We start from the raw sequence: 23,719 nt of genomic DNA on the forward strand, positions 1-23,719 counted from the left end.
GGGTATAGCGTCGTGGACAGTCATTCATCCGCGTCACGGATTCAGATAGCAAAAAACCCCGCCGAAGCGGGGTTTTGACATAAAGAGGTGAAACTGACCGATAAGCCGGGTTCTGTCGTGGACAGTCATTCATCTAGGCCAGCAATCGCTCACTGGCTCAAGCAGCCTACCCGGGTTCAGTACGGGCCGTACCTTATGAACCCCTATTTGGCCTTGCTCCGGGTGGAGTTTACCGTGCCACGGACTGTTACCAGCCGCGCGGTGCGCTCTTACCGCACCCTTTCACCCTTACCTGATCCCGCTTGCGCGGGCCATCGGCGGTTTGCTCTCTGTTGCACTGGTCGTGGGCTGTGACACCCCCCAGGCGTTACCTGGCACCTTGCCCTATGGAGCCCGGACTTTCCTCCCCTCCGCCCGTCTCCCCCCGAAAGAGGACGACGACGAAGCGGCGACTGTCTGGTCAGCTTCGGCGCGCAGTATAGTGGGTTTACCGCCCGTTGTCATCCCTCTGTAGTCATCCCGCCCTGCAGGGCGGCAGCGCTATTGCGCGACGCACGAGAAATATTGTCCAACGCGCGCGAAACGCCGCTTCCTGCGTCGCAACCGAGGTAAACACGCGGAAGACGGCGCCGATACCGCGTCCAGGCTCGCCCCGCCGTGGCAGTCTGATACTGTTGCGCCAGGCATAACCACCGGGCCGCGCAGAGCTCTTCTTGTTAGCGAGTCACTTCCACTTTCGCCAGCTTTTCGTAGTAACAAGCCAGCGCGCTATGGTCAGCGGTGCCCAGACCGTCCGCACGCAGCGCCTGCATCATCTCCATTACCGCCGCCGTCAGCGGCAGCTGAGCGCCCACGCCGTGGGAGGTATCCAGCGCATTGGCCAGATCTTTAATATGCAGATCGATCCGGAAGCCCGGCTTGAAGTTACGATCCATCACCATCGGCGCTTTGGCATCCAGCACGGTACTCCCCGCCAGACCACCGCGGATCGCCTGATAAACCAGATCCGGATTGACGCCGGCTTTGGTGGCCAGGGTCAGCGCTTCGGACATGGCCGCGATGTTCAGGGCGACAATCACCTGATTGGCCAGTTTGGTCACATTGCCCGCGCCGATGTCGCCGGTATGCACCACGGAGCCAGCCATCGCTTTCATCAGCTCGTAATATTTGTCGAAGATCGCCTTGTCGCCGCCGACCATTACCGACAGGGTGCCGTCGATCGCTTTTGGTTCGCCGCCGCTTACTGGCGCGTCCAGCATATCAATGCCTTTAGCCTTCAGCGCTTCGCTGATTTCCCGGCTGGCCAGCGGCGCAATAGAGCTCATGTCGATTACCACGGTGCCTGGTTTCGCGCCTTCAATAATGCCGTTCTCCCCCAGCGCCACCTCTTTGACATGCGGCGAGTTCGGCAGCATGGTGATGATCACGTCGCACTGCTCGGCAATCGCCTTCGGCGTGGTCGCGGTCTCTGCGCCCGCGGCAATCACGTCGGCAATCGCTTCCGGGTTACGGTCAGACACCACCAGCGAGTAACCCGCCTTCAGCAAATTTTTGCTCATCGGCTTGCCCATAATGCCAAGACCGATAAAACCCACTTTGATTGTCATATTGTTCTCTCTCTTCATCCTGGTGACTATTTTTTAAAGGCATCAGCAAGTTTCTGGGTTGCGGAACGGAAGACGCCCAGATCGCTACCGACGGCGACAAAAGTGGCGCCCCACTCCAGGTAGCGCCGCGCATCGGCCTCCACCGGCGCCAGAATGCCGCTTGGCTTACCGTGCTTCTTCGCGCTGGCGAAGATATGCTGGATGGCGCGCTGCACCTCAGGATGGGCGGCATTGCCCAGATGACCTAGCGCGGCGGCCAGGTCGCTCGGGCCGACGAACAGGCCGTCGACACCTTCGGTCGCGGCAATCGCCTCGACGTTGTCCACCCCGATCTGGCTCTCAATCTGTACCAGAACGGAAATGTTCTTATTGGACTGGGCGAAGTAGTCCGGCACGGTGCCGAACATATTGCCGCGATGGGAAACGGAAACCCCACGGATCCCTTCCGGCGGATAGCGGGTAGAAGCCACCGCCTGCGCCGCCTGTTCAGCCGTCTCGACAAACGGCACCAGGAAGTTATAGAAGCCGATATCCAGCATGCGCTTAATAATGATGGGCTCGTTGGTCGGCACGCGAACCACCTGAGCGCTGGAACTGCCTTTCAGCGCCATAAGCTGCGGGATAAGCGTGGTGACGTCGTTCGGCGCGTGTTCCGCGTCCAGTACCAGCCAGTCGAAACCCGCCAGACCCAACACCTCGGTGCTAATCGGATTGGCCAGCGCGCACCAGCAGCCAATCTGCACCTGATGAGCCGCCAGCGCGGCCTTAAATTTGTTCGGGAAAATTGCGTTATCCATGATTTTTACCTTGCGTTAACCGTTGCTAACTTCTGCAATTCATTCGTTATATCACCAGCCCGGCGAGAGAGCCCATTAGGCTGGAAAAGCGTATCGCCTGACCCCAAATATTATCCGCAGAGTAAACCGGCGAATGGGTGTCCTTTTTTATTCCCTGACCTTGAGTCCGGAAAATGTAAGCCCAGCGCAAATTAACCATTTTTTATTATTCGTTAGGTCACGGCTAAATTATTAACCCGCGATTCAAAGGCCAACCATGCAGATATCGGACGTCACAAAAACACGACTCAGTATAGTCAGCGCCAACTCGCCAGACACTATGCATAAACACAATATAAATACATTTTTTAAAGCTTAAGTTGGGCAATCGCCTTAAGCCATGGGCGCTAATCCACACTTCTTACGATTGCCCGCCCACCGCACGCGTCCATAGCGATAAGGAGTGATTTAGATCACATCTTCATGCCGACACACCTGACATTCTTTATTTCATTATTCTGCTCTACCCCGCCAGAATGACCATTTAATTATATTTTTAGCACCTGTTTGGAGATAACTGGACAATGGCCGATATTTCAATTCGACAACCATCGCCGACCGCGTTTTATATAAAAGTTGACCCAACAGATAATGTGGCGATTATTGTCAACGATCGGGGATTGACCGCCGGAACGCGTTTCCCGGACGGCCTGACGCTCATCGAGCACATCCCACAGGGGCATAAAGTCGCCCTGGCGGATATCCCTGCCCGCGGTGAAATTATCCGTTACGGAGAAGTGATTGGCTTCGCGGTGCGCGACATCCCCCAGGGAAGCTGGATTGACGAGTCGTTAGTGGAGTTGCCTACCGCCCCGCCGTTGAACACCCTGCCGCTGGCCACCAAAGTGCCCGCCCCGCTACCGCCGCTGGAAGGCTACACCTTCGAAGGCTACCGCAATGCCGACGGCAGCGTGGGCACCAAAAATCTGCTGGGTATCACCACCAGCGTGCACTGCGTTGCGGGCGTGGTCGATTACGTGGTGAAACTCATTGAACGCGACCTGCTGCCGAACTATCCCAACGTCGACGGCGTGGTGGGTCTGAATCACCTCTATGGCTGCGGCGTAGCGATTAATGCGCCAGCGGCGGTGGTGCCGATTCGCACCATCCACAATATCGCCCTTAACCCGAACTTCGGCGGCGAAGTGATGGTCATTGGCCTTGGCTGTGAAAAGCTGCAGCCCGAACGCCTGCTGCAGGGGACCGAAGATGTCAAAAGCATCCCGGTGGACAGCGCCAGCATCGTCAGCCTGCAGGATGAAAAGCACGTGGGCTTTAAATCGATGGTCGATGACATTCTGCAGGTCGCCGAGCGCCATCTGACGAAACTCAACCAGCGTCAGCGGGAAACCTGCCCGGCCTCTGAGCTGGTGGTGGGTATGCAGTGCGGCGGCAGCGACGCTTTCTCCGGCGTGACCGCCAACCCGGCGGTGGGTTACGCCTCCGATCTGCTGGTGCGCTGCGGCGCGACGGTGATGTTCTCAGAGGTGACCGAAGTCCGCGACGCTATCCATCTGCTGACCCCGCGGGCAATCAACGAAGAGGTGGGTCAACGCCTGCTGGAAGAGATGGCCTGGTACGATAACTATCTCGACATGGGCAAAACCGACCGCAGCGCCAACCCCTCCCCCGGCAACAAGAAAGGCGGCCTGGCCAACGTGGTGGAAAAAGCGCTGGGGTCGATTGCCAAATCAGGCAAAAGCGCCATCGTTGAGGTGCTTTCCCCTGGGCAGCGCCCGACCAAACGCGGCCTGATTTACGCTGCCACCCCCGCCAGCGATTTTGTCTGCGGCACCCAGCAGGTGGCCTCTGGCATCACGGTGCAGGTATTCACCACCGGCCGCGGCACGCCTTACGGACTGATGGCGGTACCGGTGATAAAAATGGCGACCCGTACCGAGCTGGCTAACCGCTGGTATGACTTAATGGACATTAACGCCGGCACCATCGCCACCGGCGAAGAGACGATTGAGGATGTGGGGCTGAAGCTGTTCGAATTCATTCTCGACGTCGCCAGCGGACGCAAGAAAACCTTCTCCGATCAATGGGGTCTGCATAACCAGCTGGCGGTGTTTAACCCGGCGCCGGTGACCTGATCGAGAGCGTAAGGGTTTAACCACTTTAAGCCCGGATTTATCCGGGCTGGTTGGTTAGGGGGGCTGTGCGGCAAGGAAGGCGGGCTGCACTTTTCTTCCGACATTTCTTCCGACATTTCTTCCGACATTTCTTCCGACATTTCTTCCGACATGTCGGATGACGCTCAAGCCGCCCTTCACAATCTCAAGGGCGGCTTGCCAGGCTTTCACTGGTTTTACAGGATCACTCCCCCTGCTGCTCCAGGGCATACTTATACAGCGCATTCTTCTTCACACCGTGGATCTCCGCGGCCAGCGCAGCGGCTTTCTTCAGCGGCAGCTCCGCCTGCAGCAGCGCCAGGGTACGCAGCGCCGCCGCCGGCAGCGCCTCTTCCTGCGCCTTAAAGCCTTCGACGATCAGCACCATCTCGCCTTTGCGCCGGTTTTCGTCTTCCTTGACCCACGCCACCAGCTCGCCAATCGGCGCCCCGTGGATCGATTCCCAGGTTTTGGTTAGCTCGCGGGCCAGCACCACGTAGCGGGATTCTCCCAGTACCGCGCAGATATCTTCCAGACTCTCCACCAGCCGGTGGGTCGACTCGTAGAAGATGAGGGTACGCGGCTCTTCTTCCAGCGCTTTCAGGGTATCGCGACGGCCTTTCGATTTCGCCGGCAGGAAGCCTTCATAGCAGAAACGATCGGAGGGCAAACCGGCGGCGCTGAGGGCGGCGATGGCCGCGCAGGGTCCCGGCAGCGGTACGACGCGAATATTCGCTTCACGACAGGTGCGCACCAGATGGTAGCCTGGGTCGTTAATCAGCGGCGTGCCGGCATCGGAGACCAGCGCGATGTTTTGCCCTTCTTTCAGTTTAGCGAGAAGTGTTTCCGCCTTTTGCTGCTCGTTATGGTCATGAAGCGCAAACAAGCGGGCGTTAATCGCAAAATGCTGCAGCAGCAAACCGGTGTGGCGGGTATCCTCCGCAGCAATTAAATCAACGGCTTGCAACACTTCCAGTGCGCGCTGCGTGATATCAGACAGATTTCCTATCGGAGTGGGCACAATATAGAGCTGCCCCTGAGAATTATCCGCTGATTCGTGTTGTTTCATTGTCTCGTCCGTATTGCCGATTTAATATTGAGCATTGAGCCAAAAAAATATCACTGGACACTTATGGTACCGTCAACATTTCTTCGTTCTAAGCCCGCGCGCTGTCTGCCCGTATTGCTGGCTACTCTTCTTTTTGCTGGCTGCGGCACCCACACGCAGGATCAAAGTACGGCGTTTATGCAGGGTACGTCGCAGGCCAACTCCAGTTTCTACTTGCAGCAGATGCAGCAAAGCACGAATGATAGCAAGACCAACTGGCAATTACTCGCCATTCGTGCACTGCTGCAGGAAGGAAAGAAGCAGCAGGCCATCGACCTGTTTAACCAGCTGCCGTCGAACCTGGACAGCACCCAGGCCCGTGAACAGTCACTGCTGGCGATAGAAGTGAAGCTGGCGCAGAACGACTATCAGGGGGCCCGTACGCTGCTGGCTAAGCTTGACCCGGCAAGCCTGGAGCAGCCTCAGCAGGCGCGCTACTGGCAGGCGCAAATCGATGCCAGCCAGGGTAAACCATCGGTTACGCTGCTGCGCGCCTTAATCGCCCAGCAGCCGCTGCTGAGCGATGCCAAACAGCGCCAGCAAAATATTGACGCGACCTGGCAAGCGCTGACCGCGATGACCCAGGATCAGGCCAATGCGCTGGTGATCAATGCCGATGAAAATACCCTCCAGGGCTGGCTGGATCTGCAGCGGATGTGGTTTGACAACCGCAACGATCCCACGCTGCTGAAAGCCGGCGTCAAAGACTGGCAGACGCGCTACCCGCAAAACCCGGGCGCCAAAATGCTGCCGACGGCGCTGGTGAACATGCAAAACTATAAGCCCGCCTCCATCAACAAGATTGCGCTTTTCCTGCCGCTGAACGGCCAGGCGTCGATCTTCGGCCGTACCATCCAGCAGGGCTTCGAAGCCGCCAAAAACGGCGCGCCGTCGGTGACGGGCAGCGCGGTTCCCGCTCAGGTCGCCCAGGCGGCGAACGCGTCCGGTAATGATGACGTGGTAAGCCCGTCGCAGGCGGAAATTAGCGATCTTACGGCTACCGGAAGTCGCGCTGAACCGGTGCAGGCCCCGGCGCAAACCCAGGCAACGCCAGCCGCGGAGCCGGCCGCTCAGGCCCCGGCAGCGGTCGCCGCGCCGCAGACCACCGCCTCTCCGGCCACCCAGCCGGTCACTGCCCCGGCCGCACAGCCGCAGCCAGTGGTCGCCACCGCCGCCAACCCCTCTGCAGAACTGAAAATTTACGATACCACCAGCCAGCCGATCGGCCAGCTGCTTGCTCAGGCTCAGCAGGACGGCGCCACCCTCGTCGTCGGACCGCTGCTGAAAGAGAACGTCGAAGATGTTATCAAGAGCAATACGCCGCTCAACGTGCTGGCGCTCAACCAGCCGGAGAAGGTCGAAGGCCGCGCTAATATCTGCTATTTCGCGCTGTCGCCGGAAGACGAAGCGCGTGACGCCGCCCGACATATCCATCAACAGGGCAAACAGACGCCGTTGCTGCTGGTTCCGCGCGGCGCGCTGGGCGATCGTGTGGTCAGCGCGTTTGCCGACGAGTGGCTGAAGCTGGGCGGCGCCAGCGTCCTGCAGCAGCGTTTTGGCTCCACGGCGGAGCTGCGCGCCGGCGTTAACGGCGGAGGGGGCATTGCGCTGAGCGGCACCCCGGTCTCCACCCTGCCATCAGCGCAGAACAGCGTCCTCGGCAGTGCGGATGAGATGCCGGTTAGCAGCGGCGGCAGCGTCGACGCGGCCTACATCCTCGCCACCCCGGAACAGATTGGCTATATCAAACCCATGATCGCGATGCGCAACGGCAGCCAGAGCAATGTCACCCTGTACGCCAGCTCGCGTAGCGCGCAGGGCACCGCAGGTCCGGATTTCCGTCTGGAGATGGAAGGCCTGCAGTATAGCGAAATCCCGATGCTGGCTGGCAGCAACCCGGCGCTGATGCAGCAGGCGCTGTCTGCGGTGCGCAATGACTACTCGCTGGCGCGTCTGTATGCGATGGGCGCTGACGCCTGGTCGCTGGCAAACCACTTCACGCAAATGCGCCAGACGCCGGGCTTCGAACTGAACGGGAATACCGGCGATCTGACGGCGACTCAGGACTGCGTGATTAACAGGAAACTGTCATGGCTCAAGTACCAGCAGGGACAAATCGTCCCGGCCAGCTAAGCAAACAGACCGGCGATGCATGGGAACACCGTGCTCGCCGCTGGCTGGAAGGCCAGGGCCTGCGTTTTATCGCCGCCAACGCCCGCGAGCGTGGCGGCGAAATTGACCTCATCATGCGCGACGGCGCCGTCACCGTCTTTGTCGAGGTGCGCTACCGCCGCAGCGCCCTGTACGGTGACGCGGCGGCCAGCGTCACCCCGCAAAAACAGCAACGCCTCCTTAAAGCCGCCCGTTTGTGGCTCTGCCGACAGAATGGGAGCTTTGAGACTGTGGATTGCCGTTTCGATGTGGTAGCCTTCACCGGAAACGACATCCAATGGCTAAAAAACGCCTTTGGCGAATAGCGTAATACCAGAAGTAAGGGATCCCGTGCTCGACAGAATCAAAGCCTGCTTTACCGAAAGCATTCAAACCCAAATTGCCGCAGCAGAAGCACTCCCGGACGCCATCTCCCGGGCGGCGATGACGCTCGTGCAGTCCCTGCTCAACGGCAACAAAATCCTCTGTTGTGGTAATGGCACTTCCGCCGCCAACGCACAGCATTTTGCTGCCAGCATGATTAATCGTTTTGAAACGGAACGCCCTGGTTTACCCGCCATTGCACTAAACACCGATAATGTGGTCTTAACTGCCATCGCTAACGATCGCCTGCATGACGAGATTTACGCCAAGCAGGTGCGCGCCCTGGGACATGCCGGCGATGTGCTGCTGGCAATCTCCACGCGCGGTAACAGCCGGGACATCGTCAAGGCAGTGGAAGCCGCCGTGACCCGCGACATGACCATCGTCGCGTTGACCGGCTATGACGGCGGTGAGCTGGCGGGCCTGTTAGGTCAGCAGGATGTCGAAATTCGCATCCCCTCGCACCGCAGCGCGCGTATCCAGGAGATGCATATGCTGACCGTCAACTGTCTGTGCGATTTGATAGATAACACTCTTTTTCCACACCAGGACGATTAAGGAGAACACATGAAGGCTCTCTCGCCCCTCGCCATCCTGCTTTCTGCACTACTGCTGCAGGGCTGCGTTGCCGCCGCGGTAGTCGGAACGGCAGCAGTCGGCACTAAAGCCGCAACGGACCCGCGTACGGTGGGAACCCAGGTCGATGACAGCACCCTGGAACTGCGCGTCAATAGCGCCTTGTCGAAAGATGAACAGATTAAGAAACAGGCCCGCATCAACGTTACCGCTTATCAGGGCAAAGTCCTGCTGACCGGTCAGTCGCCGACGCCGGACCTCTCAGCCCGCGCCAAGCAAATCGCCATGGGCGTGGAAGGAACCACGGAAGTGTTTAACGAAGTGCGCCAGGGCCAGCCGATTGGTTTAGGCACCGCCTCTTCTGATACCTGGATTACCACCAAGGTGCGTTCGCAGCTGCTGGGCACCGATCAGGTCAAATCCTCGAACGTGAAGGTGACCACGGAAAACAGCGAAGTCTTCCTGATGGGGCTGGTGACCGACCGTGAAGGCCGCGCGGCGGCGGATATCGCCAGCCGGGTGAGCGGCGTGTCCCGGGTGACTACCGCCTTTACCTACATCAAATAAAGCTGCAGTTTCCCGGCTGGCGCTACGCTTAGCCGGGCTGCAGTCCCCTGTTCGTTATGTGCCGGGTTAGGCGTAGCGCCGCCCGGCACACCATCCGGCTATCCGTACGTTTACAGCACACTACACCAGCGCCAGCGCACCGACAATCGCGCCGCACAGCGCCACCAGCCCGCCGGTCAGCCACAGCGCTTTGGCCGGGAAGGCTTTGCGCAGCATAATCAGCGACGGCACGCTCACCGCCGGCAACGTAATCAGCAGCGCCAGCGCCGGCGCGACGCCCATCCCTGCCAGCATCATCGTCTGGACAATCGGAATTTCCGCCGCGGTAGGGATCACAAACAGGCAGCCGGCGATCGCCATCGCGATGACCCAGAACAAGGTATTATCCACCACGCCATCAGCGTGCGGGAACAGCCAGACGCGCGCCGCCCCCAGCACCAGTACCGCAAGGATATAAACCGGGATGGTGTTCCAGAACAACGTCCACAGCGCCCGCAGCCAGCGGCTAAAGAAACCGCCCTGGGCCGCTTCCGGTTGCGCTTCAGGCACCACGGCAGGCTGCGTCGCCGCCTCTTTTACCCATTTTTGCACCAGCGTTGCGACAATCAGCACCGTCGCCAGGCCCGCCACCAGGCGAACCAGCGCAAACTGCCAGCCCAGAACAAAGCCCATAAACACCAATGTCGCCGGGTTGAGCAGCGGATTGCCCATCCAGAACGCCAGCGCCCCGCCCATCGACACCTGCTGTTTGCGCATCCCGGCCGCGACCGGCGCGGCGCAGCAGGTGCACATCATGCCTGGCAGCGAGAAAATCGCCCCCAGCAGCGTCCCCTGAAAACGCGATTGCCCCAGGGTGCGCAGCAGCCAGTCGCGCGGGATCAGCACCTGAATCAGCGACCCGAGCAGCACGCCGAGCACCGCCGCTTTCCAGACGGCAAGGAAGTAAACCATCGCGTAGTCCCACGCCGCCTTTAACGGATTAGCGTCGGCCTGGGCGAGAATGGATTTACCGATACTGTGGGTTTCCGCCGCGGTGAAGGCTTTCCCGTAGTACGGCTGCCATTTGACGAACCACAGGCCGACAATCACGACGAGAAAGAAAAGCGCGGGTTTCCACCATTGAAATGGTGACGCCGCCTGAGATGAAGACTGACCAGCCATAGCATTCCCCAGCAAGAAATGTGGATATGAATTGAAGCCGTGAATACTACGCCGGAAGCCTGCGTTTGCAAACCGCTATTCCGCCTGCCGCGCGGCGCGCTCCCGCAGCTCGGACGATGACAGAATTTGCACCCCTTCGTGAGTGGGCGACAGCGCCTCCTCCAGCAGGGCAATCGCCACGTCGCGGGCCGCAATGGATTTCCAGTTCCCCGGTAAGAGTCGGAACAGCGGTTCGAGGAAGGTCTCATTGGCCCGTTTTTTTTCCCGCTCGCCTGACAGCATCGACGGCCGGGCAATGGTCAGCCGCGGCCATCCCTGCTCGATCAGCGCCGCCTCCATTTCCCCCTTCACCCGATTGTAGAAAAATGGCGAGTGGGCGTTAGCGCCCATCGCGCTGACCACCAGCATATGCTGAGCGCCTAGCCGTTTGCCGGTCAGCGCCGTATCAACAACCAGCGTAAAGTCGGCATGGACAAAGGCCTCTTTACTTCCCGCTTCCCGGCGCGTCGTTCCCAGACAGCAGAAGACGATATCGACCGGGTCGACCACCTGCGCCAGGGCATCGGTCAGCTGCGGATCGTACGGATTAAACACGCCTTCCGCCGGCGCCAGTGGGCGACGCGTCGGGGCGGCGATGGTGCTGATGCGGGGTTCATTCTGCAGCAGCCGGAGTAAGTGACCGCCAACTAACCCGGTCGCGCCGGTCAATAATACCTGACTCATTGATTCTCCTTTACGGAATTCTCTGCCTTGCACTTTCGCGCTCATGTTCCAGGCTTAATACCTTACAAGGTAAGTATCCACCATCATCATGGAATTACCTCATTGACCATCCAGACAGCGGAGGAAGCATGAGTAAAAAGATAGCCGTGCTCATTACCGACGACTTTGAAGATTCTGAATTTACCTCTCCCGCCGAGGCGTTTAAGCTCGCCGGGCATCAGGTCGTGACGATCGAAAAGCAGGCTGGCAAGACGGTGAAGGGTAAACAGGGAGAAGCAGAGGTCGCCATCGATCGGGCCATTGATGACGTCACACCGGGTGAATTTGATGCCTTGTTGCTGCCAGGGGGCTATTCCCCGGACCAGCTGCGCGGGGATGAACGCTTTGTCACCTTTACGCGCGATTTTGTCAACGGCGGGAAGCCGGTCTTCGCCATCTGCCACGGCCCGCAGCTGCTGATCAGCGCCGATGTGATCCGCGGGCGCAAGCTCACGGCGGTAAAACCGATCGTGGTGGATGTGAAAAACGCCGGGGGCGAGTTTTACGACCAGGAGGTGGTGGTCGATAACGAACAGCTGGTCACCAGCAGAACGCCGGACGATCTGCCGGCCTTCAATCGCGAAGCGCTACGCCTGCTCGGCGCCGGCATCGCGCCGCCAGTGTAGCTTTTTCCCGAACCCCAGCGTGTTGTCGGTAAACTTGATTTCGTCCGGACGAATCTCCCAGACCGGCGCCGACAGCATGCGGGCCACCGGGAAACGCTTGACGTAGCGCTGGCGCATTCGCGCCTCTTCGTCGCCGCGCAGACGACGGATCTCGCCCTGGAACTGCACGCCGCGGATCAGGGCCACGGTCTTGGGCTGACCGTTGACCGTCCCGGCCACCTTCGCCCGCTCGCCGGTCATCTGGCCGTGGCGGGTGTGCTCCTCGCTGAGCAGATAAAAGGCCACGGCATCCGGGTCATAGACGTAAAAGGCATTCGCACACCACAGCTCGTCGTCACGGGAGACGCACCAGGTGACGACGTGCTGTTTACTCAGCCAGCGGCCAATGGCGGCAAGCGTATCCATCTTTCTTCTCCGTTATGCTATGGTGCATACACCTTACCATAGTGACTTTGTGACCGTGTGCTGGTTTCTGTATCTCATTCGAACCGCGGATAATCGCCTCTATACCGGCATCACCACCGATGTGCAGCGCCGCTTTCGCCAGCATCAGGCAGGGAAAGGCGCGAAGGCGTTGCGCGGCAAAGGCGACCTGCGACTGGCCTTTAGTCATGAAGTTGGTGAACACTCACTTGCTTTGCGGCTGGAATACCGCATTAAGCAGCTAACGAAGCGCGAAAAAGAGCGCCTCGTTGCCGGAGAGGATACCGTTGAAACCCTGCTGGCAAGGCTTAAAAACGATTAAAGTGGTCGCTGTATTCGACCTGGCCGTGGACACCTTCGAGGGCGTCATCCGCCAGGCGATGCACCTGGAACGCCTCCGCGCTGTCCGGCCAGCGGCAGCGGAGATCGAAGCGCGCGGCCGGTTCAAAACCAAAGCGACGGTATAACGCCGGGTCCCCCAGCGTCACCACCGCGGCATAGCCAAACTCATTCAGCGAATCCAGCCCTTCATAGACCAGCTGCCGGCCAATGCCCTGTCCGCGATAGCGTTCATCCACCGCCAGCGGCGCCAGGCCGACCCACTGCAGCTCTTCACCTTCCACCGCAACCGGGCTGAAGGCAACGTAGCCGATCACCTGGCCTTCATCATCCGTCGCCACTACCCCCAGCGTGATCAGTCCATCTTCACGCAGATCGTGCACCAGCTGCGCTTCGGCATCGCGGCCGAAGGTACGACGCAGCAGCGCGTCGATTCCCGGTGCATCAATCCCAATTTCCACTCGAATCAGCATGCCTCACCTACCGATGTCTGTTCAGGTTTCTGCGGGCTCTTCAGTCCAGCTTCGACAAAATCCGCCAGTTGCAGCAACATCACGCGCAGCGCTTTGGGCATCTGCTCGAGCTCAATGGCGTCCATCAAATTTTTTACATACAGCCCCAGCTCCGTATCGCCTTCAATAACCAGACGACGCTGGAAGAATAGCGTATCCGGATCCTGCTTGCGCGCGGCGATCATTAACAGATCGCTGGCGTCGGCGCTGAAGCTGACGTCGGCGTCGGCCTGCTGGCTGACCACCAGGCGACTATCGACTACCGAGGTATACCACAGCAGACCGATGTCACGCACATGAATACTTAACCAGCGCCCCTCGAGAAACTCCAGCTCACCCTCCGCCAGCGCCTGGCGAAACTGCCAGCTAAGCACCTGCTCCAGCACCTGGCGCTTGAGGGCAAAAGGCGCCAGCTTAACCGGCACGCTCATTAAAGACGGGCCAAAGTGGACCAGCCGGAAACGCAGTTTATCCAACACAAGCTTTACTCCATGAATGCAATTGTGCCGCTATTGTGCCATATCACATAAACAACATAGCGGCGTAAATCAACAAAAACGCGATGACGGCAGCCAGTTATTGGCGCCGCCAATACACTTTTAACTGCCTCAAATCAAAAATTGTCACCAGAAGGTTAACTAAAATCCCTGCTCGTTAACCATTCAGCGTCCCTGACGGGCCGCATTTTTCAGGAAAAATTATGGAGCTGCTCTGCCCAGCCGGTAACCTTCCGGCGCTTAAGGCGGCCATCGAAAACGGCGCCGATGCCGTCTATATCGGGCTGAAAGATGACACCAACGCCCGCCACTTTGCCGGCCTTAATTTCACCGAAAAGAAACTGCAGGAAGCCGTCAGCTTTGTGCATCAGCACCGTCGTAAGCTGCATATCGCCATCAACACCTTCGCCCACCCCGACGGCTACGCCCGCTGGCAGCGCGCGGTGGATATGGCGGCTCAGCTGGGTGCCGATGCGCTCATTCTGGCCGATATCGCCATGCTGGAGTACGCCGCGGAGCGCTATCCGCATATAGAACGCCATGTGTCGGTACAGGCTTCCGCCACCAATGAAGAGGCCATTCGCTTCTATCATCGCAACTTCGACGTGGCGCGCGTCGTACTGCCGCGGGTGTTATCTATTCACCAGGTGAAACAGCTGGCCCGCGCCACGCCGGTGCCGCTGGAAGTCTTTGCCTTCGGCAGCCTGTGCATCATGGCGGAAGGCCGCTGCTATCTCTCTTCCTACCTGACCGGCGAATCGCCCAACACCGTCGGCGCCTGTTCGCCTGCGCGCTTCGTTCGCTGGCAGCAAACCCCGCAGGGGCTGGAATCGCGTCTCAATGAGGTGCTGATTGACCGCTATCAGGATGGGGAAAACGCGGGCTACCCAACGTTGTGTAAAGGCCGCTACCTGGTCGATGGCGAGCGCTATCACGCGCTGGAGGAGCCCACCAGCCTCAACACTCTGGAACTGTTGCCGGAGCTGATGGCCGCCAATATCGCCTCAGTGAAAATCGAAGGCCGTCAGCGCAGCCCAGCCTACGTCACCCAGGTGGCGAAAGTCTGGCGCCAGGCGATCGATCGCTGCAAAGCCGATCCGCAGAATTTCGTGCCGCAATCCGCATGGATGGAAACCCTTGGCTCCATGTCCGAAGGGACACAAACCACCCTTGGCGCCTATCACCGTAAATGGCAGTGAGAAACATGAAATATTCATTAGGGCCGGTGCTTTACTACTGGCCAAAAGAGACGCTGGAAGATTTTTACCAGCAGGCGGCAAACTGCAGCGCCGACACCATTTATCTCGGCGAAGCGGTGTGCAGCAAACGCCGCGCCACCAAAGTCGGCGACTGGATCGAGATGGCGAAAGCGCTGGCCGGCAGCGGCAAGCAGGTGGTGCTGTCTACCCTCGCGCTGGTGCAGGCCTCCTCTGAACTGGGCGAGCTGAAGCGCTATGTCGATAACGGTGAGTTCCTGATTGAGGCCAGCGATTTGGGCGTGGTGAACCTCTGCGCCGAACGCAAGCTGCCGTTCGTCGCCGGGCATGCGCTGAACTGCTACAACGCCGTCACTCTGCGTCTGCTGCTTAAGCAAGGTATGGTGCGCTGGTGCATGCCGGTGGAGCTTTCCCGCGACTGGCTGGCTAATTTACTGACCCAGTGCGAAGAGCTGGGTATTCGCAATCAGTTTGAAGTCGAAGTGCTGAGCTACGGCCATCTGCCGCTGGCTTATTCCGCCCGCTGCTTTACCGCCCGCTCGGAAGATCGGCCAAAGGATGAGTGCGAGACCTGCTGCATCAAGTACCCAACCGGGCGCAGCATGCTGTCCCAGGAGAACCAGCAGGTGTTCGTGCTCAACGGTATCCAGACCATGAGCGGCTATGTCTACAACCTGGGCAATGAGCTGACGTCCATGCACGGCCTGGTGGATATGGTGCGCCTGTCGCCGATGGGCAACGAGACCTTCGCCATGCTCGACGCCTTCCGCGCCAATGAAAACGGCGCTGCGCCGCTGGCGCTCACCGGCAACAGCGATTGCAACGGCTACTGGAAACGGCTGCCTGGGCTGGCGCTGCAGGCCTGATAAACCGCTCACTTTGTTAACAGCAGTGCTCAGATTTTAATGCATTATTAAAGATGCAGCTTTTCTGGCTGGCGCGTCCTGGATGCGCCAGGCTGGAAGAAGACCTTCAATCTGATGACGATGCTGTAGCAAAGTGAGCCTTTATGACTGACAAATCTGTTCCGTTCTCGGTGCTCGATCTGGCGCCGATCCCGCAAGGATCTTCTGCTAAAGAAGCCTTTACCCACTCTCTGGATCTCGCCCGGCTGGCCGAATCGCGCGGCTATCACCGCTACTGGCTGGCGGAGCACCACAATATGGTCGGCATTGCCAGCGCAGCGACCTCGGTGCTCATTGGCTATCTCGCGGCCAATACCACCACCCTGCATCTGGGGTCCGGTGGCGTGATGCTGCCCAACCACTCTCCGCTGGTGATTGCCGAGCAGTTCGGTACGCTCAATACGCTCTACCCGGGACGCATCGATCTCGGCCTTGGCCGCGCGCCGGGCAGCGATCAGCCCACCATGCGCGCCCTGCGTCGCCATATGAGCGGCGATGTCGATAACTTCCCGCGCGATGTGGCGGAACTGGTGGACTGGTTTGACGCCCGCGATCCGAACCCGCACGTGCGCCCGGTTCCGGGCTATGGCGAACGAATTCCGGTGTGGCTGCTGGGCTCAAGCCTCTACAGCGCCCAGCTGGCGGCGCAGCTCGGCCTGCCGTTCGCATTCGCTTCTCACTTCGCGCCGGATATGCTGTTCCAGGCCCTGCACCTGTATCGCAGCAACTTTACGCCCTCAGCGCGGCTGGAAAAACCGTATGCCATGGTGTGCATTAATATCATCGCCGCCGACAGCAACCGCGATGCGGAGTTTCTCTTCACTTCCATGCAGCAGGCGTTTGTGAAGCTACGTCGCGGCGAAACCGGACAGCTACCGCCGCCGGTGGAAAATATGCATCAGCTGTGGTCAGCGTCCGAGCAGTATGGCGTGCAGCAGGCGCTGCGCATGTCGCTGGTGGGTGATAAAACCAAAGTCCGCCACGGCCTGGAGTCGATTTTGCGGGAAACCGAGGCGGACGAAATCATGGTCAATGGCCAGATCTTCGACCACCAGGCGCGCCTGCATTCTTTCGATTTAGCGATGCAGGTGAAAGAGGAATTGTTGGGTTAATCAAAATCCAGGCCCGGTGGACGTCGCGCCACCGGGTAAGCCTCTTACTGGTAAACCGGCAGCAGATTAACGCTCGACAGAATGTGCACGACCGCATTGCCCAGGCCAAACAGCAGGATCAGCACAATCATCGGTGTTCCGCCCCATACGCGGAACTGTGGGCTGCCGAAGCGTTTACGCGAGGCGCGAGCCAGCAGCGCCGGTACAATCGCCGCCCAGATCGTCGCCGCCAGGCCGGCATAGCCGATGGCGTAGAGGAAGCCATCGGGTTTCACCAACCCGCCAATCATCGGCGGAATAAAGGTCAGCAGCGCAGTTTTAAAGCGCCCCAGCGCGCTGTCGTCAAAGCCAAACAGATCCGCCAGGTAGTCGAACAGCCCCAGCGTGACGCCAAGGAACGAGCTGGCGACGGCAAAGTTAGAGAACACCACCAGCAGCAGATCCAGGCTCCGGCTGTTCAGCACCCCGCTCAGGGCCTGCACCAGCACATCAATGTTGCCGCCCTTCTGCGCGATGTCGATAAACTGCGGGCGCGGGATATTGCCCATCGTCACCAGCAGCCAGACCACGTACAGACCCAGCGCCAGCAGCGTACCGTAGGTTAAGCAGCGGATGATGGTACGTGGATCTTTTCCGTAGTATTTCATCAGGCTCGGCACGTTGCCGTGGTAGCCAAACGAGGCCAGGCAGAACGGCAGCGTCATCAGCAGGTATGGCGCATAGGAGGCGTTCTTTTCCGCGACGTTAAACAGCGTCGCCGGCTCGACGTGCCCCAGCAGACTGCCGAAGGTCAGGAAGAAAGTGATCACCTTGGCGCCAAGCACGATAGCCGTCATGCGGCTCACCGCTTTGGTGCTCATCCAGACGATAAATGCCACCAGCAGCGCAAAGCCAAAACCCGCCGCCCGCGCCGGTACGTTCAGCGACATCTCGCTAAACGTATGATGCAGTATCGAGCCGCTGGCTGAAATATAGGCGTAGGTCAGAATATATAGCACAAAGGCGATCGACACGCCGTTGACCAGGTTCCAGCCCTTGCCGAGCAGATCTTTGGTAATGGTGTCGAAGCTGGAGCCGATCCGGTAGTTAAGGTTGGCCTCGAGGATCATCAGACCAGAGTGCAACATGCAGAACCAGGTGAAGACCAGCGCCGCCAGCGACCAGAAAAACCACGCGCCGGACATCACCACCGGCAGCGAGAACATGCCCGCGCCGATAATCGTGCCGCCGATGATCACCACGCCGCCAAACAGGGACGGACGGGTTGCCGTAGTGGTTAGTGTCGCCATTTACCGAAATCTCCAGTCAAAAATACTTTCCCACGATGGGTGTGATGCACTGTACCAGTACACGAGTACAAAAGAAATAAAAAAAGCCCCAATCATGACGATCGGGGCTGTATTATTTAGTTTACGCTAGCGGGCTGCGTTAATTACGCATCGCCACCGAAGCGACGGCGACCGGCAGAGTCATCGCGGCGCGGCGCGGATGCATCGTCACGACGCGGCGCACGGCCTTCACGACGTTCGCCGCTGAAACGACGACCATCACCACGACCACCTTCACGACGCTCGCCACCGAAGCCACGACCGCCTTCACGACGCTCACCGCCGAAGCTACGACCGCCTTCACGACGTTCACCGCCGCCACGACGTTCGGTGCGCGGCTGCGCATCGCCCAGCAGCTGCATGTTCATCGGCTTGTTCAGGATGCGGGTACGAGTAAAGTGCTGCAGCACTTCGCCCGGCATCCCTTTCGGCAGTTCGATGGTGGAGTGAGAAGCGAACAGCTTGATGTTACCGATGTAACGGCTGCTGATATCGCCTTCGTTAGCGATCGCGCCAACGATATGACGTACTTCAACACCGTCATCGCGACCCACTTCAATGCGATACAGTTCCATATCGCCTACGTCACGACGCTCACGCTTCGGACGATCTTCGCGATCGCCACGCGGAGCGCGGTCGTTGCGGTCGCCACGACGCTCGAAGCGATCGTCACGGTCACGGAACTCACGACGCGGACGCATCGGCGCATCCGGCGGCACGATCAGCGAGCGTTCGCCCTGGGCCATTTTCAGCAGCGCAGCAGCCAGCGTTTCCACGTCCAGCTCTTCGCCTTCCGCCGTCGGCTGGATTTTCGCCAGCAGCGCACGGTACTGGTCCAGATCGCTGCTTTCCAGCTGCTGCTGGACTTTCGCGGCGAATTTTTCCAGACGACGTTTGCTCAGCAGCTCTGCGTTCGGCAGTTCAACTTCCGGAATGGTCAGCTTCATCGTACGTTCGATGTTGCGCAGCAGACGACGCTCGCGGTTCTCAACGAACAGCAGCGCGCGGCCGGCGCGGCCCGCACGGCCGGTACGGCCGATACGGTGAACGTAAGACTCGGAATCCATCGGGATGTCGTAGTTCACCACCAGGCTGATACGCTCAACGTCCAGACCACGGGCTGCAACGTCAGTCGCAATCAGGATATCCAGACGACCGTCTTTCAGACGCTCCAGGGTCTGCTCACGCAGCGCCTGGTTCATGTCGCCGTTCAGCGCCGCGCTGTTGTAGCCGTTACGCTCCAGCGCTTCAGCCACTTCCAGGGTCGCGTTTTTGGTACGGACGAAGATAATCGCCGCATCAAAATCTTCCGCTTCCAGGAAACGCACCAGCGCTTCGTTTTTACGCATGCCGTAGGCAGTCCAGTAGCTCTGGCTGATGTCCGGACGAGTCGTCACGCTGGACTGAATACGCACTTCCTGCGGCTCTTTCATAAAGCGGCGGGTAATGCGACGGATCGCTTCCGGCATGGTGGCGGAGAACAGCGCGGTCTGATGCCCTTCCGGGATCTGCGCCATAATGGTTTCTACGTCTTCGATAAAGCCCATGCGCAGCATTTCATCTGCTTCATCCAGTACCAGGCCGCTCAGTTTAGAGAGGTCCAGGGTGCCGCGCTTCAGGTGGTCCAGCAGACGACCCGGGGTACCGACAACGATCTGCGGACCCTGACGCAGGGCGCGCAGCTGCACGTCATAACGCTGGCCGCCGTACAGGGCAACCACGTTTACGCCGCGCATATGTTTAGAGAATTCCGTCATTGCTTCAGCAACCTGTACCGCCAGCTCGCGGGTCGGCGCCAGCACCAGGATCTGTGGTGCTCTCAGCTCAGGATCGATGTTGTTCAGCAGCGGTAAAGAGAACGCTGCGGTTTTACCGCTACCGGTCTGGGCCATACCCAGAACGTCGCGGCCGTCCAGCAGATGCGGAATGCACTCAGCCTGGATCGGAGATGGTTTTTCGTAACCCAGATCGGTAAGCGCTTCAAGGATAGGAGCCTTCAGGCCCAGATCTGCAAAAGTGGTTTCGAATTCAGCCATGTAGTACGTGTGCCTCAAAATTAATGGCGGCCAGTCTACATAACTCATCGTGAAAATTTACGGTAATTTTCATTGAAAAGTGTGAACCGGCTCAAAGTAGGTGTATTAACGAACAACAACGCCCTCACCCGCGAAGGTGATGGCAAGCAAAAAACTATGGGCTGATGTGTTCGTCAGCTATTGCTGGTCCGATTCTGCCAGGTCATCTTGCTCCTGGCCCAAGAGCGATAATTCCAACAATGCGTATCGGTGCTCAACGTAGTTATGTACGTTGTTGGCGACCGCCAGTTTGAACAGTGCCGTAGCGCTGTCCTTGTCCCCCAGACTTAGGTAGTACTTACCTAAATAGAAGTTGGTTTCACTGAGATGCTCAGCGAGCGAGGTGTTATCCGTTGCGTCTGCCTTCAGACGAGTCATCAGCTCTTTTTCGCTAATGTCGCCAAGGTAGAACTCGACAATGTTCCATCCCCATTGCTCTTTGTCCGACTTGTCTAAGCGCTCTCTGAGTGCTTCAAGCGCCCGCTTCTCGTCGAGTTTACGCTCGGCGATATAAAGCCACAGGCTACGGAAAGGATCATTGGGATCGTCTTGATAAAACGCCAGCAGATCATCTTGCGCTAACTTAGCCCGGCCGCCGTAATACAGGGCGATACCGCGGTTCAAGTGCGCGTAGTTGTAAGTTGGATCAAGCTCAAGTACAGAATCAAACGCTTCATAGGCAGCATCAAAATTGCCTGCCTGCGTTAAGTAAATGCCTAAGTAATTGAATACTTCAGGCATATCGGGTCGGATTGCCAGCGCTTGTGAAAAATCATTTCGCGCTAATGCCCTCAGACCGAGACTATCATACAACACTCCGCGCTCATATAAAAGCTGTGCGCGTTCGTCATCGGATAAAGCCCGACTGGCAAGAATTTGTTCCATACGTGCCAGAATCACTTCTTGCTGTAAAGTCGGTTGCAATGGTACTGCGAGGACGGCGTCCTTACGCCAGGCGGTGCTACTGCATCCTGCCAGCGTGAGAGCTGTCGCCACGAAACACCAGCGCAAAAAAGGCTTCATTTCCCACTCCCGAAGACAACGATTGGATGAACGTCCTGTTCCCCGGCTGCAAACGAGGCGTCCTGCCCGTAAAACGCCCTCCGCAAAAGCGGAGGGCTAACGGCAACCTTACTCGCCCTGCTCGGCAGCCGGAACTTCCGGCGCTGCGGCAGACGGAGTCTGTTCAGTTGCTTCTTTGATGCTCAGACGGACACGGCCCTGGCGGTCAACTTCCAGAACCTTAACCGGTACTTCCTGACCCATCTGCAGGTAGTCAGTCACTTTCTCAACGCGCTTGTCGGCGATCTGCGAGATGTGAACCAGACCTTCTTTACCGCCGCCGATGGCAACGAACGCGCCAAAGTCAACGATACGGGTCACTTTACCATTGTAGATACGGCCAACTTCGATCTCAGCGGTGATCTCTTCGATACGACGGATTGCATGTTGTGCTTTGTCGCCGTCGGTCGCTGCGATCTTCACGGTACCGTCATCTTCGATTTCGATGGTGGTACCGGTCTCTTCGGTCAGGGCACGGATAACAGAACCGCCTTTACCGATAACGTCTTTGATCTTGTCCGGGTTGATCTTGATGGTGTGGATGCGCGGTGCGAATTCAGAGATGTCGCCGCGCGGCGCGTTAATCGCCTGCTCCATCACGCCCAGGATGTGCAGACGCGCACCTTTAGCCTGGTTCAATGCAACCTGCATGATTTCTTTGGTGATACCTTCAATTTTGATATCCATCTGCAGCGCAGAGATACCGTCGCGGGAACCCGCTACTTTGAAGTCCATATCGCCAAGGTGGTCTTCGTCACCGAGGATGTCAGACAGCACGACGAAGTTGTCGCCTTCTTTCACCAGGCCCATGGCGATACCCGCCACGGCGGCTTTCACCGGCACACCAGCATCCATCAGCGCCAGAGAGGCACCACAGACGGAAGCCATGGAAGAAGAGCCGTTGGATTCGGTGATTTCAGACACCACGCGAACGGTGTACGGGAATTCGTCGATAGTCGGCATCACGGCCAGAACGCCGCGCTTAGCCAGACGACCGTGACCGATTTCACGACGCTTCGGAGATCCCACCATGCCAGTTTCGCCTACGGAGTACGGAGGGAAGTTGTAGTGGAACAGGAAGGAGTCGGTACGCTCGCCCATCAGTTCGTCGATGTTCTGCGCATCGCGTGCGGTACCCAGAGTCGCGGTAACCAGCGCCTGCGTTTCGCCACGGGTGAACAGTGCGGAACCGTGAGTACGCGGCAGAACGCCGGTACGAACGTCCAGACCACGGATCATATCTTTTTCGCGGCCATCGATACGCGGCTCACCGGCCAGCACGCGGCTACGAACCACGTTTTTCTCGATAGCGTGCAGGATTTCACCCAGTTCGTTAGCGTCCAGGGTTTCATCTTCTGCAACCAGCGTAGCGATGGTTTCAGATTTGATCACATCAACCTGAGCGTAACGCTCTTGTTTGTCGGTGATACGGTAAGCATCGCTCAGGCGGGATTCAGCCAGCGCAGCCACGCGCGCGTTCAGCGCTTCGTTGACGGCTTCCGGCTGCCAGTCCCAACGCGGTTTACCGGCTTCTTTCACCAGGTCGTTGATGTTCTGAATAACAATCTGCTGCTGCTCGTGGCCAAAGACCACCGCGCCCAGCATCTGGTCTTCGCTCAGCAGTTCCGCTTCGGATTCCACCATCAGCACGGCCGCTTCAGTACCGGCAACCACCAGATCCAGTTTGCTGGACTTCAGCTCTTCCTGGGTTGGGTTCAGTACGTACTGGTCGTTGATGTAACCCACGCGCGCGGCGCCGATTGGGCCATTGAACGGAATACCAGACAGGGACAGCGCTGCGGAAGCGCCGATCATCGCGACGATATCCGGGTTAACCTGCGGGTTAACGGAAACCACGGTGGCGATAACCTGAACTTCGTTAACGAAGCCTTCCGGGAACAGCGGGCGAACCGGGCGGTCAATCAGACGCGCGATCAGGGTTTCGCCTTCGCTTGGGCGGCCTTCACGACGGAAGAAACCACCTGGGATTTTACCGGCAGCGTAGGTACGCTCCTGGTAGTTAACCGTCAGCGGGAAAAAGTCCTGGCCTGGCTTCGCTTTTTTCTGGCCCACAACGGTCACAAATACCGCAGTGTCATCCATGCTAACCATTACAGCGGCCGTTGCCTGGCGCGCCATCATGCCGGTTTCCAGGGTCACGGTATGCTGGCCGTACTGGAATTTACGAACGATCGGATTAAGCAAAATTCTATCCTTTTTATCTATAAATCACGCCATATCTACGACATAGCGTCTATTGACCCGATCCTCTGCATCCTCGCGACTAATGACAACCTTTACCCGCCCCTGCGGATGAAGCCTCTCATTAGCCGCGCGAACCTCTGCATGAAGATCAT

At 58.6% G+C, this 23,719-nt stretch carries 23 protein-coding genes and 1 other RNA gene; 10 read left to right on the forward strand and 14 right to left on the reverse strand.

Annotation, left to right across the window (positions count from 1 at the left end):
- Positions 1-85: 85 nt before the first annotated feature.
- From rnpB to garL, 3 genes are all read right to left on the reverse strand, one after another.
- Positions 86-468: RNase P RNA component class A (rnpB, locus tag ABLU95_RS22885), an RNA gene on the reverse strand.
- Positions 469-716: 248 nt separating this feature from the next.
- Positions 717-1,607: a 2-hydroxy-3-oxopropionate reductase gene (gene garR / locus ABLU95_RS22890; protein WP_032454164.1), complete on the reverse strand. Its 891-nt coding sequence runs from the start codon at positions 1,605-1,607 to the stop codon at positions 717-719.
- Between the two features lie 26 nt (positions 1,608-1,633).
- Positions 1,634-2,404 carry a 2-dehydro-3-deoxyglucarate aldolase gene (gene garL / locus ABLU95_RS22895; protein WP_023291100.1) on the reverse strand — a complete coding sequence of 257 codons (771 nt, stop codon included), beginning with the start codon at positions 2,402-2,404 and terminating at the stop codon, positions 1,634-1,636.
- 563 nt (positions 2,405-2,967) lie between these two features.
- On the opposite strand from garL, the gene garD reads away from it, so the two are divergent.
- The gene (gene garD / locus ABLU95_RS22900) at positions 2,968-4,539 is read left to right on the forward strand and encodes a galactarate dehydratase (RefSeq protein WP_048298401.1); all 1,572 of its coding nucleotides are present in this window, start codon (positions 2,968-2,970) and stop codon (positions 4,537-4,539) included.
- A gap of 223 nt (positions 4,540-4,762) precedes the next feature.
- Here the strand turns inward: garD and rsmI are convergent, their stop codons facing one another.
- On the reverse strand, positions 4,763-5,626 hold the full coding sequence (gene rsmI, locus ABLU95_RS22905; RefSeq protein WP_004144878.1) for a 16S rRNA (cytidine(1402)-2'-O)-methyltransferase: 864 nt from the start codon (positions 5,624-5,626) through the stop codon (positions 4,763-4,765).
- Positions 5,627-5,689: 63 nt separating this feature from the next.
- Between rsmI and ABLU95_RS22910 the strand changes: the two genes are divergently transcribed.
- From ABLU95_RS22910 to dolP, 4 genes are read left to right on the forward strand one after another with little or no spacing between them, the layout of a single operon-like run.
- Complete coding sequence (locus ABLU95_RS22910; RefSeq protein ID WP_048298403.1) at positions 5,690-7,798, forward strand: penicillin-binding protein activator; 2,109 nt, start codon at positions 5,690-5,692, stop codon at positions 7,796-7,798.
- Complete coding sequence (locus ABLU95_RS22915) at positions 7,756-8,142, forward strand: YraN family protein (protein ID WP_023291104.1); 387 nt, start codon at positions 7,756-7,758, stop codon at positions 8,140-8,142. Before ABLU95_RS22910 ends, ABLU95_RS22915 begins: the two co-directional genes overlap by 43 nt.
- Positions 8,143-8,167: 25 nt before the next feature.
- On the forward strand, positions 8,168-8,758 hold the full coding sequence (gene diaA, locus ABLU95_RS22920) for a DnaA initiator-associating protein DiaA (protein WP_002918211.1): 591 nt from the start codon (positions 8,168-8,170) through the stop codon (positions 8,756-8,758).
- A 9-nt stretch (positions 8,759-8,767) separates the two neighbouring features.
- Positions 8,768-9,343: a division/outer membrane stress-associated lipid-binding lipoprotein gene (dolP, locus tag ABLU95_RS22925; RefSeq protein WP_023291105.1), complete on the forward strand. Its 576-nt coding sequence runs from the start codon at positions 8,768-8,770 to the stop codon at positions 9,341-9,343.
- A 120-nt stretch (positions 9,344-9,463) separates the two neighbouring features.
- Here the strand turns inward: dolP and ABLU95_RS22930 are convergent, their stop codons facing one another.
- Positions 9,464-10,504 (reverse strand): permease, encoded by a 1,041-nt coding sequence (locus ABLU95_RS22930; protein WP_023291106.1) that lies wholly within the window; start codon positions 10,502-10,504, stop codon positions 9,464-9,466.
- A gap of 75 nt (positions 10,505-10,579) precedes the next feature.
- Positions 10,580-11,227, reverse strand: coding sequence for an NAD(P)H-binding protein (locus ABLU95_RS22935; RefSeq protein ID WP_023291107.1), 648 nt, complete (start codon positions 11,225-11,227; stop codon positions 10,580-10,582).
- Between the two features lie 128 nt (positions 11,228-11,355).
- On the opposite strand from ABLU95_RS22935, the gene ABLU95_RS22940 reads away from it, so the two are divergent.
- Positions 11,356-11,892, forward strand: a complete 537-nt coding sequence (locus ABLU95_RS22940; protein WP_004206160.1) for a type 1 glutamine amidotransferase domain-containing protein — start codon at positions 11,356-11,358, stop codon at positions 11,890-11,892.
- Here the strand turns inward: ABLU95_RS22940 and ABLU95_RS22945 are convergent.
- Positions 11,854-12,297 carry a YhbP family protein gene (locus ABLU95_RS22945; RefSeq protein ID WP_065882612.1) on the reverse strand — a complete coding sequence of 148 codons (444 nt, stop codon included), beginning with the start codon at positions 12,295-12,297 and terminating at the stop codon, positions 11,854-11,856. The genes ABLU95_RS22940 and ABLU95_RS22945 overlap by 39 nt on opposite strands.
- 49 nt (positions 12,298-12,346) lie before the next feature.
- On the opposite strand from ABLU95_RS22945, the gene ABLU95_RS22950 reads away from it, so the two are divergent.
- Positions 12,347-12,637: a GIY-YIG nuclease family protein gene (locus ABLU95_RS22950; RefSeq protein ID WP_074186135.1), complete on the forward strand. Its 291-nt coding sequence runs from the start codon at positions 12,347-12,349 to the stop codon at positions 12,635-12,637.
- Here ABLU95_RS22950 and ABLU95_RS22955 read toward each other — a convergent pair.
- Together ABLU95_RS22955 and ABLU95_RS22960 are read right to left on the reverse strand one after the other, a co-directional pair.
- Positions 12,624-13,127: an N-acetyltransferase gene (locus ABLU95_RS22955; protein ID WP_023291110.1), complete on the reverse strand. Its 504-nt coding sequence runs from the start codon at positions 13,125-13,127 to the stop codon at positions 12,624-12,626. The genes ABLU95_RS22950 and ABLU95_RS22955 overlap by 14 nt on opposite strands.
- Positions 13,121-13,645 carry an SCP2 domain-containing protein gene (locus ABLU95_RS22960; protein ID WP_348880429.1) on the reverse strand — a complete coding sequence of 175 codons (525 nt, stop codon included), beginning with the start codon at positions 13,643-13,645 and terminating at the stop codon, positions 13,121-13,123. The genes ABLU95_RS22955 and ABLU95_RS22960 overlap by 7 nt, the downstream gene beginning before the upstream one ends.
- A gap of 221 nt (positions 13,646-13,866) precedes the next feature.
- On the opposite strand from ABLU95_RS22960, the gene ABLU95_RS22965 reads away from it, so the two are divergent.
- The 3 genes from ABLU95_RS22965 to ABLU95_RS22975 all read left to right on the forward strand — a co-directional run bounded on the left by ABLU95_RS22965 (position 13,867) and on the right by ABLU95_RS22975 (position 16,897).
- Positions 13,867-14,862, forward strand: a complete 996-nt coding sequence (locus ABLU95_RS22965) for a peptidase U32 family protein (RefSeq protein ID WP_004206164.1) — start codon at positions 13,867-13,869, stop codon at positions 14,860-14,862.
- A gap of 5 nt (positions 14,863-14,867) precedes the next feature.
- On the forward strand, positions 14,868-15,746 hold the full coding sequence (locus ABLU95_RS22970; protein WP_023291112.1) for a U32 family peptidase: 879 nt from the start codon (positions 14,868-14,870) through the stop codon (positions 15,744-15,746).
- Between the two features lie 143 nt (positions 15,747-15,889).
- On the forward strand, positions 15,890-16,897 hold the full coding sequence (locus tag ABLU95_RS22975; RefSeq protein ID WP_017899898.1) for an LLM class flavin-dependent oxidoreductase: 1,008 nt from the start codon (positions 15,890-15,892) through the stop codon (positions 16,895-16,897).
- A gap of 44 nt (positions 16,898-16,941) precedes the next feature.
- Here ABLU95_RS22975 and mtr read toward each other — a convergent pair whose 3' ends face one another.
- The 5 genes from mtr to pnp form a co-directional block, all read right to left on the reverse strand.
- Positions 16,942-18,186 (reverse strand): tryptophan permease, encoded by a 1,245-nt coding sequence (gene mtr, locus ABLU95_RS22980; protein WP_023291113.1) that lies wholly within the window; start codon positions 18,184-18,186, stop codon positions 16,942-16,944.
- Between the two features lie 143 nt (positions 18,187-18,329).
- Positions 18,330-20,261, reverse strand: a complete 1,932-nt coding sequence (gene deaD / locus ABLU95_RS22985; protein WP_023291114.1) for an ATP-dependent RNA helicase DeaD — start codon at positions 20,259-20,261, stop codon at positions 18,330-18,332.
- Positions 20,254-20,334, reverse strand: coding sequence for a protein YrbN (yrbN, locus tag ABLU95_RS22990; RefSeq protein WP_085903200.1), 81 nt, complete (start codon positions 20,332-20,334; stop codon positions 20,254-20,256). Before yrbN ends, deaD begins: the two co-directional genes overlap by 8 nt.
- Before the next feature lie 104 nt (positions 20,335-20,438).
- Positions 20,439-21,323, reverse strand: a complete 885-nt coding sequence (gene nlpI, locus ABLU95_RS22995; RefSeq protein ID WP_004206169.1) for a lipoprotein NlpI — start codon at positions 21,321-21,323, stop codon at positions 20,439-20,441.
- A gap of 108 nt (positions 21,324-21,431) precedes the next feature.
- Entirely contained in the window at positions 21,432-23,567 is a 2,136-nt protein-coding gene (pnp, locus tag ABLU95_RS23000) for a polyribonucleotide nucleotidyltransferase (RefSeq protein WP_023291115.1), read from the reverse strand.
- Positions 23,568-23,719: the final 152 nt, after the last annotated feature.

Origin of the sequence: Klebsiella sp. GG_Kp146 (assembly GCF_040061975.1) — a bacterium.
In the GTDB taxonomy this organism is placed as follows: domain Bacteria; phylum Pseudomonadota; class Gammaproteobacteria; order Enterobacterales; family Enterobacteriaceae; genus Klebsiella; species Klebsiella quasipneumoniae.